At 70.4% G+C, this 15,042-nt stretch carries 18 protein-coding genes; 11 read left to right on the forward strand and 7 right to left on the reverse strand.

Going from position 1 to position 15,042, the window contains the following annotated elements; translation table 11 throughout:
- Nucleotides 1-17: 17 nt before the first annotated feature.
- Nucleotides 18-1,193 carry a DUF2786 domain-containing protein gene (locus tag ACZ49J_RS38835; RefSeq protein WP_467455614.1) on the forward strand — a complete coding sequence of 392 codons (1,176 nt, stop codon included), beginning with the start codon at nucleotides 18-20 and terminating at the stop codon, nucleotides 1,191-1,193.
- Between the two features lie 39 nt (nucleotides 1,194-1,232).
- Here the strand turns inward: ACZ49J_RS38835 and ACZ49J_RS38840 are convergent, their stop codons facing one another.
- From ACZ49J_RS38840 to rpmB, 4 genes are all read right to left on the reverse strand, one after another.
- Nucleotides 1,233-1,766, reverse strand: coding sequence for a DUF4232 domain-containing protein (locus tag ACZ49J_RS38840; RefSeq protein ID WP_467455613.1), 534 nt, complete (start codon nucleotides 1,764-1,766; stop codon nucleotides 1,233-1,235).
- Nucleotides 1,767-1,810: 44 nt separating this feature from the next.
- Nucleotides 1,811-2,326: a hypothetical protein gene (locus ACZ49J_RS38845; RefSeq protein ID WP_467455612.1), complete on the reverse strand. Its 516-nt coding sequence runs from the start codon at nucleotides 2,324-2,326 to the stop codon at nucleotides 1,811-1,813.
- A 164-nt stretch (nucleotides 2,327-2,490) separates the two neighbouring features.
- Nucleotides 2,491-2,796, reverse strand: a complete 306-nt coding sequence (gene rpsN, locus ACZ49J_RS38850) for a 30S ribosomal protein S14 (protein ID WP_467455611.1) — start codon at nucleotides 2,794-2,796, stop codon at nucleotides 2,491-2,493.
- Nucleotides 2,796-3,032 carry a 50S ribosomal protein L28 gene (rpmB, locus tag ACZ49J_RS38855; protein WP_467455609.1) on the reverse strand — a complete coding sequence of 79 codons (237 nt, stop codon included), beginning with the start codon at nucleotides 3,030-3,032 and terminating at the stop codon, nucleotides 2,796-2,798. Before rpmB ends, rpsN begins: the two co-directional genes overlap by 1 nt.
- Nucleotides 3,033-3,094: 62 nt before the next feature.
- Between rpmB and rpmG the strand changes: the two genes are divergently transcribed.
- From rpmG to ACZ49J_RS38880, 5 genes are all read left to right on the forward strand, one after another.
- Nucleotides 3,095-3,259 (forward strand): 50S ribosomal protein L33, encoded by a 165-nt coding sequence (rpmG, locus tag ACZ49J_RS38860; protein WP_030573688.1) that lies wholly within the window; start codon nucleotides 3,095-3,097, stop codon nucleotides 3,257-3,259.
- Nucleotides 3,260-3,264: 5 nt separating this feature from the next.
- Nucleotides 3,265-3,513, forward strand: coding sequence for a type B 50S ribosomal protein L31 (locus ACZ49J_RS38865; protein ID WP_467455607.1), 249 nt, complete (start codon nucleotides 3,265-3,267; stop codon nucleotides 3,511-3,513).
- Nucleotides 3,514-3,516: 3 nt separating this feature from the next.
- On the forward strand, nucleotides 3,517-4,758 hold the full coding sequence (locus ACZ49J_RS38870) for a CobW family GTP-binding protein (RefSeq protein ID WP_467455605.1): 1,242 nt from the start codon (nucleotides 3,517-3,519) through the stop codon (nucleotides 4,756-4,758).
- 6 nt (nucleotides 4,759-4,764) lie between these two features.
- Nucleotides 4,765-5,004 (forward strand): 30S ribosomal protein S18, encoded by a 240-nt coding sequence (rpsR, locus tag ACZ49J_RS38875; protein ID WP_467455603.1) that lies wholly within the window; start codon nucleotides 4,765-4,767, stop codon nucleotides 5,002-5,004.
- 258 nt (nucleotides 5,005-5,262) lie between these two features.
- On the forward strand, nucleotides 5,263-5,523 hold the full coding sequence (locus ACZ49J_RS38880) for a DUF397 domain-containing protein (protein WP_467455602.1): 261 nt from the start codon (nucleotides 5,263-5,265) through the stop codon (nucleotides 5,521-5,523).
- Nucleotides 5,524-5,600: 77 nt separating this feature from the next.
- On the opposite strand, the gene ACZ49J_RS38885 is transcribed toward ACZ49J_RS38880, so the two are convergent.
- Nucleotides 5,601-6,125, reverse strand: a complete 525-nt coding sequence (locus ACZ49J_RS38885) for an ATP-binding protein (RefSeq protein WP_467455601.1) — start codon at nucleotides 6,123-6,125, stop codon at nucleotides 5,601-5,603.
- 335 nt (nucleotides 6,126-6,460) lie between these two features.
- Between ACZ49J_RS38885 and ACZ49J_RS38890 the strand changes: the two genes are divergently transcribed.
- The 3 genes from ACZ49J_RS38890 (at nucleotide 6,461) to ACZ49J_RS38900 (ending at nucleotide 9,614) form a co-directional block, all read left to right on the forward strand.
- On the forward strand, nucleotides 6,461-7,285 hold the full coding sequence (locus ACZ49J_RS38890) for a helix-turn-helix domain-containing protein (RefSeq protein WP_467455600.1): 825 nt from the start codon (nucleotides 6,461-6,463) through the stop codon (nucleotides 7,283-7,285).
- 192 nt (nucleotides 7,286-7,477) lie between these two features.
- Complete coding sequence (locus ACZ49J_RS38895; RefSeq protein ID WP_467455599.1) at nucleotides 7,478-8,938, forward strand: aldehyde dehydrogenase family protein; 1,461 nt, start codon at nucleotides 7,478-7,480, stop codon at nucleotides 8,936-8,938.
- Between the two features lie 34 nt (nucleotides 8,939-8,972).
- Entirely contained in the window at nucleotides 8,973-9,614 is a 642-nt protein-coding gene (locus ACZ49J_RS38900; RefSeq protein WP_467455598.1) for a PadR family transcriptional regulator, read from the forward strand.
- A gap of 8 nt (nucleotides 9,615-9,622) precedes the next feature.
- Here the strand turns inward: ACZ49J_RS38900 and ACZ49J_RS38905 are convergent, their stop codons facing one another.
- Nucleotides 9,623-11,041 (reverse strand): glutamate decarboxylase, encoded by a 1,419-nt coding sequence (locus ACZ49J_RS38905; protein WP_467455597.1) that lies wholly within the window; start codon nucleotides 11,039-11,041, stop codon nucleotides 9,623-9,625.
- Nucleotides 11,042-11,139: 98 nt separating this feature from the next.
- Here ACZ49J_RS38905 and ACZ49J_RS38910 point away from each other — a divergent pair, with 98 nt between their 5' ends.
- A complete protein-coding gene (locus tag ACZ49J_RS38910; RefSeq protein ID WP_467455596.1) occupies nucleotides 11,140-11,901 on the forward strand; it encodes a MerR family transcriptional regulator in 762 nt (253 codons plus the stop codon).
- A gap of 231 nt (nucleotides 11,902-12,132) precedes the next feature.
- Nucleotides 12,133-13,032 (forward strand): DedA family protein, encoded by a 900-nt coding sequence (locus ACZ49J_RS38915; RefSeq protein WP_467455595.1) that lies wholly within the window; start codon nucleotides 12,133-12,135, stop codon nucleotides 13,030-13,032.
- Between the two features lie 138 nt (nucleotides 13,033-13,170).
- Here the strand turns inward: ACZ49J_RS38915 and ACZ49J_RS38920 are convergent, their stop codons facing one another.
- Complete coding sequence (locus tag ACZ49J_RS38920; RefSeq protein WP_467455594.1) at nucleotides 13,171-14,871, reverse strand: threonine/serine exporter family protein; 1,701 nt, start codon at nucleotides 14,869-14,871, stop codon at nucleotides 13,171-13,173.
- Between the last annotated feature and the right edge of the window lie 171 nt (nucleotides 14,872-15,042).

Consider the following 15,042-nt stretch of genomic DNA (forward strand, 5'->3'; position numbering starts at 1 on the left):
CGTGACACGATCGACCGGTGAGTACGACCAGCGGCACGGTGGACCGCGCCTTCGAGGCCGCCCTCTACGCCGAGACCGACACGGCGCTCGACACGGGCGCCTCCCTGCTCGCCGCCGAGCCGTCGGCCGACGCCGAACTCGCCCGCCGCGGACGCGAGTTCGTCGCCACGGCCTGGCGGCGCGGGTGGCAGCCCGCCGATGTCGTACGGATCGTGCGGCGCGAGCTGGACAACGTGCACGTACGACTCGTCTCGCGCCTGATCGCCGACGAGGACCGGCGTCCCCCGACCCCCCGCTGGGCGGCGCAGCTCGACGACATCGGGGCAGAACTCAGGGCGGGAGAGGACCCACTCCCGCGCACCGACCGCTTCTCGTACGCGACCGCCGTACTGGAGCTGTACCGTCTGCTGCTACGCCTCCCCGCCCTCGAACCGCTCGAACAGTTCGACGTGCCCGGGAAGTCCCGGGACCGGCCGCGCGGCAACGACCGCCTGCTCTCCCGCATCCGCGGCCTCCTGGCGAAGGCCGAGGCCACCGGGTTCCCGGAGGAGGCGGAGGCCCTCAGCGCGAAGGCGCAGGAGCTGATGGCGCGCCACAGCATCGACGAGGCGCTGCTCGCGGCCCGCGCCCACGACGCCAACGCCCCCGCCGCCTGCCGGATCGGCGTCGACCCGCCGTACGAGACGGCCAAGGCGGTGCTGCTCGACGCGGTCGCGGAGGCGAACGGCTGCCAGGCCGTGTGGAACGAGTCCCTGGGCTTCTCCACGGTCGTGGGCTTCGAGCCCGACCTGGAGGCGGTGGAGCTGCTCTACACCTCACTCCTCGTCCAGGCCACGACGGCGATGACGAAGGCGGAGGCCGCCCAGCGCGCGGGCGGACGCAGACGTACGAAGACGTTCCGGCAGTCGTTCCTCGCCGCGTACGCGCACCGGACCGGCGAACGGCTGGCCGCGGTCGCGGAGGAGGAGCGGGACCGGGCGGCCGGCGCGGAGGAGCGGGGGCAGCCGGCCGCGAAGGAACTGCTGCCCGTCCTCGCCGCCCGGGACGTCGCCGTGCGCGAACAGGTCACCCGCCTGTTCCCGGAGACGGTCACCACCCGCGTGCGCGGGGTGAGCGACGCGGCGGGGTGGCGGGAGGGGGCCGCGGCGGCGGACCGCGCGCAGGTCAGGGCGCGACCGCCACTGAACCCGTGAAGCGGCCCCCGCCGACCACCTGAACGAGAGGCCGGCGCCTCAGTCGCCGGCCTGCAGGAACGGCCCCACCGTCATGTCCAGCTCGTGCGCGGACTTCACGGCCACCTCGGCGTCGGGCCACTTGTAGCTCTGGACGGCCTTGTCGCCGGGCAGCGTGAACTTCACCGTGTCGACGTCGGCGGCCTTCTTCGCGTCGCCCGCGACTCCGCGGACGTACGTGATCATGAAGGTCGCCGACTCGTCCTTGGCCAGCGTCAGCTTCGCCGCCTTCTGCGAGCCCTTGGCCGGGCTGACCGTCCAGGAGTGGCCGCCGGCGTACGCGTCGGTGCCGGGGGCGCCCTGCAGGGTGCAGGTGGCGCCGCGGTTGGTCAGCGTGACCGGGACGGTGCCCGTGTCGCCGGCGGCCGGAGCGGCGCTGCTGGGCCCGAACTCGATGCCGAACTCGTCCGTGGTGCAGGCGGACTTGTCGCTCGTGGAGCTCTTCGTGGTGTCGTCCCCGCTGTCACTGCCGCACGCGGTCAGCGTGAGGGCCGTGAGGAGGGCAGCGGTGACGGCGACGGGCGTGGTGCGCATGGGGTTCCCCCGGTGGTCTGGGTGGTGCGGCGGTGCTTCGTGGATCATCGAGCGGTCGGCAGCCCCGACGGCAGCTGTCCGCCCTCGGCCTTCTGGAACGTCTCCTTGCCGATACCGCCCTCCCACGTGACCGTGAGGGACTTCGAGTCCACGGAGTCGACCATGCCCTCGGTGCGGTCGTCGCTGCCGTCGGTGCACTTGAGGCGGAGCATCCGCATGCCGGACTCCTCCTTGGCGGAGCCGCTGCAGACGGACCCGCCGGTCTCGAAGACCGCGGCCTGCTCGCCCGTCACGATCAGCGCGACGGCCTTGCCCTTCGTCGTGGCCAGCCAACTGCCCGCCAGCGAGCCCTGAGTGCCGGAACCCGAGCCCGAGCCGCCGCCCGTGTCCGCCGTCTCGGTCGCGCCCGGCGACGGTGACGACTCCTTGTCCGCGGAGTCGCCGCCGTCGCCGCCGCACGCGGTCAGCACGAGCGCGGCCGCCAGCCCGGACGCGGCGGCCGCGATACGCACCCGCCGCCGCGGAAGGGCCGCCGTGGCCGCCGAAGTCGCCGTAGTCACTGGAGTCTCCCAACGGATGTGGCCTGTGGTGTCGCCGCAGCGACAGCCGCAAGCTACCAGGCGCTCCCAGGTGTCCTACCGGTTCTCACACGGCGAACACCGTCAGGACACACCGTCAGGACACACCGCCGGAACACACCGCCGGGACACCGGCACCACCGGCCTCACCAGGACGCCTTGCGCACCCCGGGGAGGTAACCGGCGTGCGCCTGTTCCCGCAGGCTCACCCGGGACAGCCCGAAGGCCCGGAAGTACCCGCGCGGCCGGCCGTCCACCTGGTCGCGGTTGCGGACCCGGGTGGCGCTGGCGTCCCGCGGCTGGCGGCGCAGCTCCCGCTGGGCGGCGAGCCGCTCGGCGTCCGTCGACGACGGCCGGCGGATGATCTCCTTCAGCTCGGCCCGGCGGGCCGCGTACCGCGCGACGGTCTCCTGCCGCTTCTCGTTCTTCGCGATCTTGCTCTTCTTGGCCATCAGACGCTCACTCCCCTCGCGCGGATACGGGCCACGGCGGCCTCCACGCCGATCACGTCGACCGTCTTGATCCCCTTCGCGCTCAGCCGCAGGCGCACGTACCGGCCCTCGCTCGGCAGCCAGTAGCGCTTGGACTGGATGTTGGGGTCGAAGCGGCGGGACGTACGCCGGTGGGAGTGGGAGACGCGGTTGCCGAAGCCTGGCCGGGCCCCGGTCAGCATGCAGTGGGCGGACAAGGGTGACGCACCTCTCTCGATCCGGTTGCGCTAATGGAATTCATTTTCAGTAAGATAGCAGCATGGCACGCAACGAACTCCGCCCGGTCATCAAGCTCCGGTCCACAGCCGGCACCGGCTACACGTACGTCACCCGCAAGAACCGCCGGAACGACCCGGACCGTATGACGCTGCGCAAGTACGACCCGGTCGCCGGCCGTCACGTCGACTTCCGAGAGGAGCGCTGAGCCCCGTGCGCAAGGGAATTCACCCCTCCTACGGCCCGGTCGTCTTCCGTGACCGCGCCGCGAACCACGCCTTCCTCACCCGCTCGACCATGACGAGCGAGAAGACGATCGAGTGGGAGGACGGCCACACCTACCCCGTGGTCGACGTCGAGATCTCGAACATCAGCCACCCCTTCTACACCGGCACCGCGCGCGTGCTGGACACGGCGGGGCGCGTGGAGCGGTTCGAGAAGCGCTACGGGAAGCGGAGCTGAGTGGTGGGCGAGCTCTCTGTCGCGATCGTGGGCGGGTTGCACGCCGATGCCCGCAAGGCCGCCGTGGCGCATCTGCTGGCCGAGGTGCCGGACAGCGTGGTGCTGCACCACGACCTGTCGACGGCGGCCGACGGCACGGTCCTGCGAACGGTCCGCGACCGCACCGGCGTCCTGGACCGGGGCCGCACGCCCCTGGTCAACGACTGCGCGTGCTGCGCGCTGCGCGAGGACCTGGTCCCCGCGCTGCGGCGGCTGGCGGACGCGGGGGCGACCCGGCTCGCCGTCGTCGAACTGTGGGACTCGGTCGAACCCAAGGCGATGGCGGAGGTGGTGGCCGCGAGCGGGCTGACCGTCACCTCCGTGATCACCGCCGTCGACCCGGCCCTGGTGCTGCCCTGCCTCGCCAACGGCGACGACCTCTCCGAGTGCGGCCTGGCCGCCGCCTCCTCCGACCAGCGCACCGTCGCCGACACCTTCGCCCGCCAGCTGGAGTACGCCCCTGTCCTCGCCATCGCCCCCTCCCCGGAGGCGGACGAGGAGGACCATGCCCTGCTGACCCAGCTCCATCCCACGGCCCACCGGGTCCCGATTGCTCCCGAAAGGGGCGCGGGGCGTGACAATATGCGGCTCCGCCGCGCGGGCGCGACCAGCCACAACGAACCCGCAGCCGCCCACCAACCCCAGGAGCCCACCCCCCTGGGCGCCCCCACCCCCCTAGCCCTCGCCGCCCTCGCCGGCTTCGACGCGGAAGCCGCCGCAGCGGCCCAGCACCCTGCCTGCGCCCTCCTCCCCGCGGACGCCGACGACCACGGCGTGGCCACCCTCGTATGGCACCGGAGGCGACCGTTCCACCCCGAGCGCCTGTACGCGGCCCTGGAGGACCTGACCTGCGCGGCCGCGCGCAGCCGCGGCCGGTTCTGGCTCGCCGACCGCCCGGACACGCTGCTGCACTGGGACGCGGCCGGCGGCGCGCTGTGCGTGGAGACCGCCGGCCCCTGGCTCGCCTCACTGCCGGACGCGGCCTGGGAGATGGTCCCGCCGGTGCGCCGGGCCGCCGCAGCGCTCGACTGGCACCCGGAGCACGGCGACCGCTGCCAGCACCTGGTGTTCACCTCGCCCGGGCTGGACCGCGACGGGCTGGAGCGGCTGCTGGAGTCCTGCCTGCTGACCGACGCCGAGTACGCCGCGGGGCGTGAGGCCTGGTCCCGGCTGCCCCGCCCCTTCGACACCTTCCTGGAGGTCTGACCTACCATGGCCCGCCGTCTCGACCGCAAGCCCGCCAAGTCCCGCCCGAACCCTCTGGACCAGGCCGGGATCACGTACATCGACTACAAGGACACGGACCTGCTGCGGAAGTTCATCTCCGACCGTGGCAAGATCCGCAGCCGCCGTGTCACCCGGGTGACGGCCCAGCAGCAACGGCAACTGGCCCGCGCGATCAAGAACGCCCGCGAGATGGCCCTGCTGCCGTACTCGTCCTCGTCGCGTTAGCCCTCCGCCGGCCCCTCCTGACCTGCCCGCATGCCGACCCGCAGGAGGAATGGAACAGGATTGCCCTGTCGTGCGTCTCAGTTGGTGCGCGGGCAACCTTCCGACCGTAAAAGGTGTAGTCGCAGGAGTACCCCGCGTGCACGTGCATCTGCGCGTGCATCCGCTCATGCATAGGCACGTGAACGCAGCTATGATCCGAAGCAGTTGACCACTGCATCAGGGGTCACATCAGCCAATGCACCACCCGGGGAGCGACCTGTGGACCGCGACGTGTACGGCGTGGACGACGTGTACAACGGCATGGCAGCGAAGGAGCTGCACGGGGTGGCCTGGCAGAAGAGCCGGCACAGCAACTCGCAGGGTTCCTGCGTGGAGTTCGCCCGCCTGCCCGGAGGGGAGGTGGCCGTGCGGAACTCACGGTTCCCCGACGGTCCCGCGCTCGTCTACACGCGCGCCGAGATAGAGGCGATGCTTCTCGGCGTCAAGGACGGGGAGTTCGACCACCTGGTCGGCGGCTGAGGGATTACGTGGGGTTACGTCCTCTTTGCGGGCCGTAACGCGCGTAGAACCGCGGCGTGGGAAAGCGCCGCGGTTCGTCAGTCGGCCAGTTCGGCCAGCGGGCCCAGCGGCTCCGTGCGCAGCCGGAACAGCGCCCAGACCACCTTGCCGCTGAACGCGCCCGCCAGTGGGTGCCAGCCCCAGCTGTCGGCGAAGGAGTCGACCAGGAACAGGCCCCGCCCCGACTCGGCCGAGAAGTCGTCCGTCTCGCGCGCCACAGGGGTGTCATGACTCGGATCACGCACCGCGCACACCAGCCGCTCGGTCCACCGCATCAAGTGCAGCCGCACCGGCGGCTCCTGGGCCGGGGCGCGCGGGGTGTCCGCGGGCAGCCCGTGCCGCAGCGCGTTGGTGACGAGTTCGGAGACCACGAGGCAGACGTCGTCGAAGCGGTCGCCGACCTCCCACTGGCCGAGGGTGCCGCGGGTGAACCGCCGTGCCTCACGCACCGCTTCGTAGCGGGCGGGCAGGGCGCAGGACGCGGCATTGGACACGGTGGAGGGATCGAGAGGGGGAAGTCCCTGCCGTAAGGGTTCGAGCATGGTCGATCCATTCGTCCCCATGCGAGGCACTCCCGGGTGTTCGCGGTCGTTGCGATGCAGCGGTGGCGCGGGACCATGGTTTCTGATGCGTAAGGCAGATGCAAGGGCAGATGCACGTGCACGTGCCCGAAATGGACCTGGACGTACCGCTTCCCGGTTATTTCTTCCGCCACCTTCTTCCCTCTTGTTGGGTCCTGACTGCTCTTCCCCTGTGGTCCACCTTCTGAGACTTTCCCTTTCTGTAACCGCACGAGTGCGGATCGGAGTGGTTTAGTGGCAGACTTCGGCCCCTGAGGACCTTGGGGAGGCTGACGAACGTGGGCGCCGGTGAATCAAGTGGGTCGGTGGTGAGGCGAATGCTGCTGGGCTCCCATCTCAGGCGGTTGCGCGAGGCGCAGGGGATCACGCGTGAGAAGGCCGGTTACTCCATCAGGGCGTCGGAGTCGAAAATCAGCCGTATGGAGCTGGGGCGAGTGAGCTTCAAGGCGCGTGACGTCGAAGACCTGCTGACGCTCTACGGGGTGACGGACGAGCAGGAGCGCGAGTCCCTCCTCTCCCTCGCCAAGGAGGCCAACGTCGCGGGCTGGTGGCACAGTTACTCCGACGTCCTGCCCAGCTGGTTCCCCACCTACGTCGGCCTGGAGGGCGCGGCCCACCTCATCCGGTCGTACGAGGTCCAGTTCGTGCACGGCCTGTTGCAGACCGAGGCGTACGCGCACGCGGTCGTCGCCAGAGGCATGAGGGGCGGCAGCGACGCGGAGATCGAAAAGCGCGTGGCGCTGCGCATGGAGCGCCAGAAGTACCTGGTCGCGGAGAACGCGCCCGAGTTCCACTGCGTCCTCGACGAGGCCGCGCTGCGCCGGCCGTACGGCGACCGCGAGGTGATGCGCGGACAGCTCCAGCACCTCATCGACGTCTCGGAGCGGCCGAACGTGCGGCTCCAGGTCATGCCGTTCAGCTTCGGCGGGCACTCCGGCGAGAGCGGGGCCTTCACGGTGCTCAGCTTCCCCGAGTCCGACCTCTCCGACGTCGTCTACCTGGAGCAGCTCACCAGCGCGCTGTACCTGGACAAGCGCGAGGACGTCGCCCAGTACGAGACGGCGCTGCGGCAGCTCCAGCAGGACAGCCCGTCACCGGCGGAGAGCCGCGACCTGCTGCGCGGGCTGCTCCAGCTGTCCTGAGTTCTTCGGCTGTCCTGAGTTCCTCGGCTGTCCTGAACTCTTCACAACATGGCTGTGAGTCTTCACAGCGTCTCTGGAGTTGCTCTCCAACTCCCTTGAAACGCCAGTACGATGACCCGTGATCACATCGAGACGTGATCGACGCGACGGGATCGGGCTGTCCGCCTCGGCTGCAAGGGATTGAGGGATCACATGTCGTCCTACTTCACCGATCTTGCTCAGCAGTACATCGGTGGTGAGTGGCGCCAGGGCACCGGCTCCTGGGACATCATCGACTTCAACCCGTACGACGGCGAGAAGCTCGCGTCGATCACGATAGCCACGGTCGACGAGGTCGACGAGGCCTACCAGGCGGCCGCCGCCGCCCAGAAGGCGTGGGCCGAGACCAACCCGTACGCGCGCCGCGCCGTGTTCGAGAAGGCCCTCCGCCTGGTCGATGAGCGCGAGCAGGAGATCACCGAGGTGATCATCGCCGAGCTCGGCGGCACGCACCTGAAGGCAGGCTTCGAACTCCACCTGGCCAAGGAGTTCCTCCGCGAGTCGATCCACCTGGCGCTGCGCCCCGAGGGCCGCATCATCCCCTCCCCGACCGAGGGCAAGGAGAACCGCCTCTACCGCGTGCCGGTGGGCGTCGTCGGCGTCATCAGCCCCTTCAACTTCCCGTTCCTGCTGTCGCTGAAGTCCGTGGCCCCCGCCCTCGCCCTCGGCAACGCGGTCGTCCTCAAGCCCCACCAGAACACGCCGATCTGCGGCGGCACGCTGGTCGCGAAGATCCTCGAGGACGCGGGCCTGCCAGCCGGTCTGCTCAACGTCGTGGTCACCGACATCGCGGAGATCGGCGACGCCTTCATCGAGCACCCCGTCCCGAAGGTCATCTCCTTCACCGGCTCCGACAAGGTCGGCCGTCACGTCGCCACCGTCTGCGCCTCGCACTTCAAGCGCTCGATCCTCGAACTCGGCGGCAACAGCGCGCTGGTGGTCCTCGACGACGCCGACATCGACTACGCGGTCGACGCGGCCGTCTTCAGCCGGTACGTCCACCAGGGCCAGGTCTGCATGGCCGCCAACCGCATCCTGGTGGACCGCTCCGTCGAGGCCGAGTTCACCGAGAAGTTCGTCGCCAAGGTCAGCACACTGAAGACCGGCGACCCGCGCGACCCGCAGACGGTCATCGGCCCGGTCATCAACTCCTCGCAGGCGGACTCCGTCTCGGGCACCGTCGAGCAGGCCATCGCCGAGGGCGCCACCGCACTCCTGCACGGCTCGACCAGGGACAACCTGGTCGAGCCCTCCGTCCTCAAGGACGTCCCCCACGACTCGCCCCTCCTGAGGCAGGAGGTGTTCGGCCCGGTCGCGTTCCTCATCCCGTTCGACGGCGAGGAGGACGCCGTCCGCATCGTCAACGACACCCCCTACGGCCTGAGCGGCGCCGTGCACACCGGGGACGTCGAGCGGGGCGTCGCGTTCGCCAAGCGGATCGACACCGGCATGTTCCACGTGAACGACGGCACCGTCCACGACGAGCCGATCGTCCCCTTCGGCGGCGAGAAGTCCTCCGGCGTCGGCCGCCTGAACGGCGAGACGACCGTCGACGCGTTCACCACCCACAAGTGGATCTCGGTCCAGCACGGGCGGAGTTTCTTCCCCTTCTGAGGCCGGCTGACGAGGCCGGTTCTACGCTGGCCCCATGTCAGCGATCCGTCTCCTCGTGCTCGGCGCGGTCCGTCAGCACGGGCGGGCCCACGGTTACCAGGTGCGCAACGACCTGGAGTACTGGGGCGCGCACGAGTGGTCCAACGCCAAGCCCGGCTCGATCTACCACGCCCTGAAACAGATGGCGAAACAGGGCCTGCTCCACGCGCACGAGACGGCGCCCTCCACGGCCGGCGGGCCGCCCCGCACCGAGTACGAGATCACGGAGGCGGGAGACGAGGAGTACTTCAGTCTGCTCCGGGCCTCCCTCACGGCGTACGACCAGAAGCCGGACGTCCTGTCCACCGCGCTCGGCTGCATGGTCGACCTGGAGCGTGCCGAGGTGCTGCGGCTGCTCGCGGAGCGGGTGCGGAGCATCGAGGAGTGGCGGAAGTCCGTCACGGAGTACTACACGCCCGAGGCGGGCCCCGAGTCGATCGGTCACATCGGCGAGATCATGAACTTCTGGGTCCACTCCGCCGACACGGGCGCCGAGTGGACCCGTGGCCTCATCGCCCGCATCGAGAGCGGCGCCTACACGTTCGCCGGCGAGGGCGAGCCGTTCGTCGGCGTCCTGAGGGAAGGCGAGAAGAACCCGTACGCGACGGGGGAGCGGCACCCGGAGGACGATCGCTGAGGGACGGCTCAGTGGTGGAAGCCGGTGACCGCGCCCCTGTCGTGGGTCAGCGGGTTCGGCTGGCGGCGCAGCTCGGGCAGCAGACGGCCCAGGTCCTCCACGAGCAGCTCGGCCAGGTCGGCGGAGAAGCCGTTGCGGCAGACCACCCGCAGCACCGACAGGTCCTCGCGGTTCGCCGGGAAGGTGTACGCGGGAACCAGCCAGCCGCGCTCGCGCAGCCGCCGGGACACGTCGAAGACGTCGTACGCGGTGACGTCCGGCGCGGTCGTGAAGGCGAACACGGGCAGCTCGTCGCCGCGGGTGAGGAGCCGGAAGTCGCCCATCGCCCCGATCCGGTCCGCGAGGCCCCGCGCCACGTCCCGCGCGGTCTGCTGCACCGCCCGGTAGCCCTCGCGGCCCAGCCGCAGGAACGTGTAGTACTGCGCGACCACCTGGGCGCCCGGCCGCGAGAAGTTCAGCGCGAACGTGGGCATGTCGCCACCCAGGTAGTTGACCCGGAAGACGAGTTCCTCCGGCAGTTCGGCGGCCGAGCGCCACAGCGCCCACCCCACGCCCGGATAGACGAGCCCGTACTTGTGCCCCGAGGTGTTGATGGACGCCACCCGCGGCAGCCGGAAGTCCCATACCAGGTCCTCGTCGAGGAACGGCGCGACCATGGCCCCCGAGGCGCCGTCGACATGGACGGGCACATCCAGTCCCGTACGTTCCTGGAGCTCGTCCAGCGCCGCGCACAGCTCGGCGATCGGCTCGTACGACCCGTCGAAGGTCGACCCCAGGATGCCGACGACCCCGATCGTGTTCTCGTCGCACTGCTCGGCCGCGGCCCGCGGATCGAGGTGGAACCGGTCGCCCTCCATGGGCACCTGACGGGCCTCCACCTCCCAGAAGGCGCAGAACTTCTCCCAGCACACCTGCACGTTGACGCCCATGACGAGGTTCGGGCGCGCCTCCTTCGAGGGGTACCGGTCGGCGTTGCGCTTCGCCCACCGCCGCTTCAGCGCCATCCCGGCCAGCATGCACGCCTCGCTCGACCCGGTCGTCGAACAGCCCACGGCCGCCCCCGGGTCGGGCGCGTTCCACAGGTCGGCGAGCATCGCCACACACCGCCGCTCCAGTTCGGCCGTGCGCGGGTACTCGTCCTTGTCGATCATGTTCTTGTCCCGGCACTCGGCCATCAGGACACCGGCCTGCGGCTCCATCCAGGTGGTGACGAAGGTGGCCAGGTTCAGCCGCGCGTTCCCGTCGAGCATGAGCTCGTCGTGGACCAGCTGGTACGCCGTCGAAGGGGCCACCGGCGCGTCCGGGAGCCGGTGCGTGGGCGGCGCCTCGGCCATGCCGCCGAGGGGGTTCGCCTCCCCGTAGAAAGGGTTCACGGCCAGCGTGCGCGCGCCGTCCCCGGCCGCGGTGTCACCTCGGTGCAGTGGCATGGAATCGACGGTAGGCCCGGCGCATCGGACTTGCACCTCACGCGACGTGAGGACTCAGTCTGAAACGCGTACCGAGAAGAAGGAGGGAGCGGAAGCCGATGGGCTACTCCGTGGGACAGGTCGCCGGTTTCGCCGGGGTCACGGTGCGCACCCTGCACCACTACGACGACATCGGCCTGCTCGCACCGAGCGAGCGCAGCCACGCGGGCCACCGGCGTTACAGCGACGCCGACCTCGACCGGCTGCAGCGGATCCTGTTCTACCGGGAGCTCGGCTTCCCGCTCGACGAGGTCGCGGCGCTTCTCGACGACCCGGACGTGGACCCGCGCGCGCACCTGCGCCGCCAGCACGAGCTGCTGACCGCCCGGATCGAGAAGCTGCAGAAGATGGCCGCGGCCGTGGAGCAGGCCATGGAGGCACGCAGGATGGGAATCAACCTCACGCCCGAGGAGCGGTTCGAGGTCTTCGGGGACAAGGACCCGGAGCAGTACGCCGAGGAGGCGGAGCAGCGCTGGGGCGGCACCGAGGCGTACGCCGAGTCGCAGCGCCGCGCCGCCTCGTACACCAAGGAGGACTGGAAGCGCCTGCAGGCCGAGGCGAACGACTGGAGCGAGCGCTACACGGCGCTGATGGCCGAGGGCGAGCCGCCCGCCGGTGAACGGGCCATGGCCCTGGCCGAGGAACACAGGCGGCACATCGGCACGTGGTACTACGAGTGCCCGTACGAGATGCACCGCTGCCTGGCCGAGATGTACGTGGCCGACGAGCGCTTCAAGGCGTTCTACGACGCGATGCGCCCGGGGCTCGCCGAGCACCTCAAGGAGGCCATCCTGGCCAACGCGGCCCGGCACGAGAGCTGACACATCCGTGCGGTGAGGGGCGCCCGTCCGGGGGAGCGCCCCTCACCCCCGTCCGGACCTCCCGCGGTCGGCTGCTCCGGTGCGATCATGCCCATGGTTCAGAGCTTTCTCCCAGCGGGAGCACAGCGCATCCTGGAGGCGACGGTGGAACCTGGCGGGGTGCCGCTACGTTGATAGCTTTGGTCAGCCGTACGCTGCACCCCCCTCAGACACCCCACAGGAGCCCGGAACGTGGAGACGCTCGCCCTCGGACCAAGCTGGTTGGATCCGAACTACCTGCTCGACACGTTCGGCATCTGGGGCCTGCTCCTGATCGTGTTCGCCGAGTCGGGCCTGCTCATCGGCTTCTTCCTGCCCGGCGACTCGCTGCTGTTCACCGCGGGCATGCTGATCACGGCCAAGACGCTGGACTTCCCGCTGTGGCTGGCCATCGTGCTGATCTGCGTCGCCGCCATCCTCGGCGACCAGGCGGGCTACATGTTCGGCAAGAAGGTGGGCCCGGCGCTGTTCAAGCGCCCGGACTCACGCCTGTTCAAGCAGGAGAACGTCACCAAGGCCCACGAGTTCTTCGAGAAGTACGGCCCGAAGTCCCTGGTCCTGGCCCGCTTCGTGCCCATCGTGCGCACGTTCACGCCGATCATCGCCGGGGTCAGCGGCATGCGGTACCGCTCGTTCCTGACGTTCAACATCGTCGGGGGCATCCTGTGGGGCGCGGGCGTCACCCTGCTCGGCTCCTGGCTCGGCAGCATCGGCTTCGTCCGCAAGAACATCGAGGCGATCCTGATCCTGATCGTCCTGCTCTCGGTCCTTCCCATCGTCTTCGAGTTCCTGAAGGCCCGTAAGGCCAGGAAGAACCAGCCCCCGGCCCAGCAGCAGACCCCGCCCCACCCGATGATGGACGACGCGACGACCCAGCTGCGGCGCGTACAGCCGACTCAGCAGCCCCAGCAGCCGTACGGCAACCAGCAGCCCCAGCAGCCGTACGGCAACCAGCCCCAGGACCCGTACGGCAACCAGCCCCAGGACCCGTACGGCAACCAGCCCCAGGACCCGTACGGCTACCAGCAGGGCCAGCAGTACCCGCAGCAGTACCAGCAGGGCCCGTACGGCAAGAACTACCGGCAGAACTGACTGCCCCACGGCAACCCCGCGCCCCCAAGGGGCGCGGGGCTGTATCGATATGCGGCTCCGCCGCGTGGGCGCGACAAACCACAACAAACCCGCAGTCGCCGTACACACGGAATTGAACCGAGCTCGTAGGCGCCCCGCTCAGAACCCTCGGGTTCGCTTGGCGGCCCTGCGCCCCTCGGGGGACCCGATCCGCAGGAACAACCGCGAGATCTCCGACCCCAGGTTCACCCCGATCGCGATGGCCATCGCGAGCGCCGCGGCCTTCGTCAGGTTCACCACACCCGCGTCCACGTCGTTCTGGGCGAACGCGAGCAACCCGAAGTACGTGGCGGAACCCGGCAACAGGGGCCCGATCGCCGCCGTCGTGTACGGCAACGCGGAAGCGAACCGGTACCGGGACAGCAACTGCCCGAACAGCCCCACGAGCCCCGCGGCGACGGCCGTGGAGGCCACCGGCGAGATCCCGCCCGTGTAGTGCATCGCGCCGTACACGACCCACGCCACGCCCCCGTTGAGCGTCACCAGTAGCACGGTGGACCGTTCCTGCTGGAGCAGCACCGCGAACGTGAGCGCGAGGAGCATGGCGGCGCCGGTCTGCCAGTAGGGCCGCTCGCCGGCGCCCGCCAGCGCCGCGTCCGGACTCAGCTCGGCGCCCACCTGCACGCCGAAGTAGAGCACCAGCAGCACGCCGACGACGATGCCGACGTACAGGTACATGACCTCCAGGAGCCGCGCTGACGCCGTGATGTAGAAGCCGGTCAGCCCGTCCTGCACGCCCGCCACCAGGGCCCGTCCCGGCAGCAGCGCGAACAGCCCACCGGTGATCACCGCGGACGCCTTCACGTCCACCTCGGCGAGCGTGAGCGCGATCCCGATCGCGGCCGGAGGCATCGCGGCCATGATGAACTGGTAGAACTCCGGCAGCCCGCGCCCCGCGCACAGCCACGCCAGCCGGTCGCCGAGCATCGCGCCCAGCGCGGCCGCGACGAACACGATCACGTCACCGCCGACCAGGACCGAGGCCGCGCCCGCGAGCAGCCCGGCGGCGCCGGTCAGCACCCAGCCCGGGTACGGGTGCCGGTTGCGCCGGATCTCCGCGAGCCGCCGGTAGGCCTCCTCCAGCGAGAACGCGGTCTCCGGGTCGCTCAGGTCGTCCACGAGCCGGTAGACGGCCGCGAGCCGCGTGTAGTCGGTGGCCCGGCGGCGCACGGTCCGTGACGCGGTCACCGGGTCGTCCACCAGGGACGGCTGGTACGAGATCGACAGCAGCGTGAACGTGACGTTCGGCTCGCACCGGTCGAGCCCGTACGACCGGCAGACGGCGAACATCGCCGCCTCCACGTCCTCCGCGCCCTCACCACCGGCGAGCAGCAACTCCCCGATGCGGAGGGTGAGGTCGAGCACGCGCGGGATGGCGGGCCCCGACTCGTCCTCCTTGTGCACGGGTTCGGGAGCGGGCCGCTCGGCCACCGGCATGCGCAGCATCGTGCGCATCCGGTCCTGCCAGGGCAGCTCCTTGGTCAGTCTGACCACGGGGACCCCGGAGGGCGGGGTGAAGGCGGCCGGGGCGTGCCGGGAGCTGTAGGTGCTCGGCGGGCTGAACGCGGACCCCTCCGGCTCGGCGGCCGGCTGCTGTGGCGGCGCCAGCCCCTCCGGGACCACGAACTCCGAGGTCGTGTGAGACTCGGGCTCGGCCACGGGCGCCACGTCCAGCCCCATGGGAATCGCGAACTCGGACGTGATCTGCGACTCCCCGTCGACCGCCACGTCCCCCGCCGGCCGCCCGAACCCACTACGTGCCGCGTCCGACCGCGGCTTACGGTCCTCCACGTACGTCACCGACGCGCCCCCTTCTGACGCCTTTCTCCGGCGCCGCTCCCGCGGACGCCCTCCTTTCTGAGTACCGGCGTCCCCGCCTGCCCCGTGGTGCTCAGCTTCCGGCGGTGACCCCACCCGCCTCAGTATGCGTACCGGTATTCGCCCGGCCCACACGTGTGCCGGCCAGGGCCC

This window comes from Streptomyces sp. NPDC030840 (genome assembly GCF_055572015.1).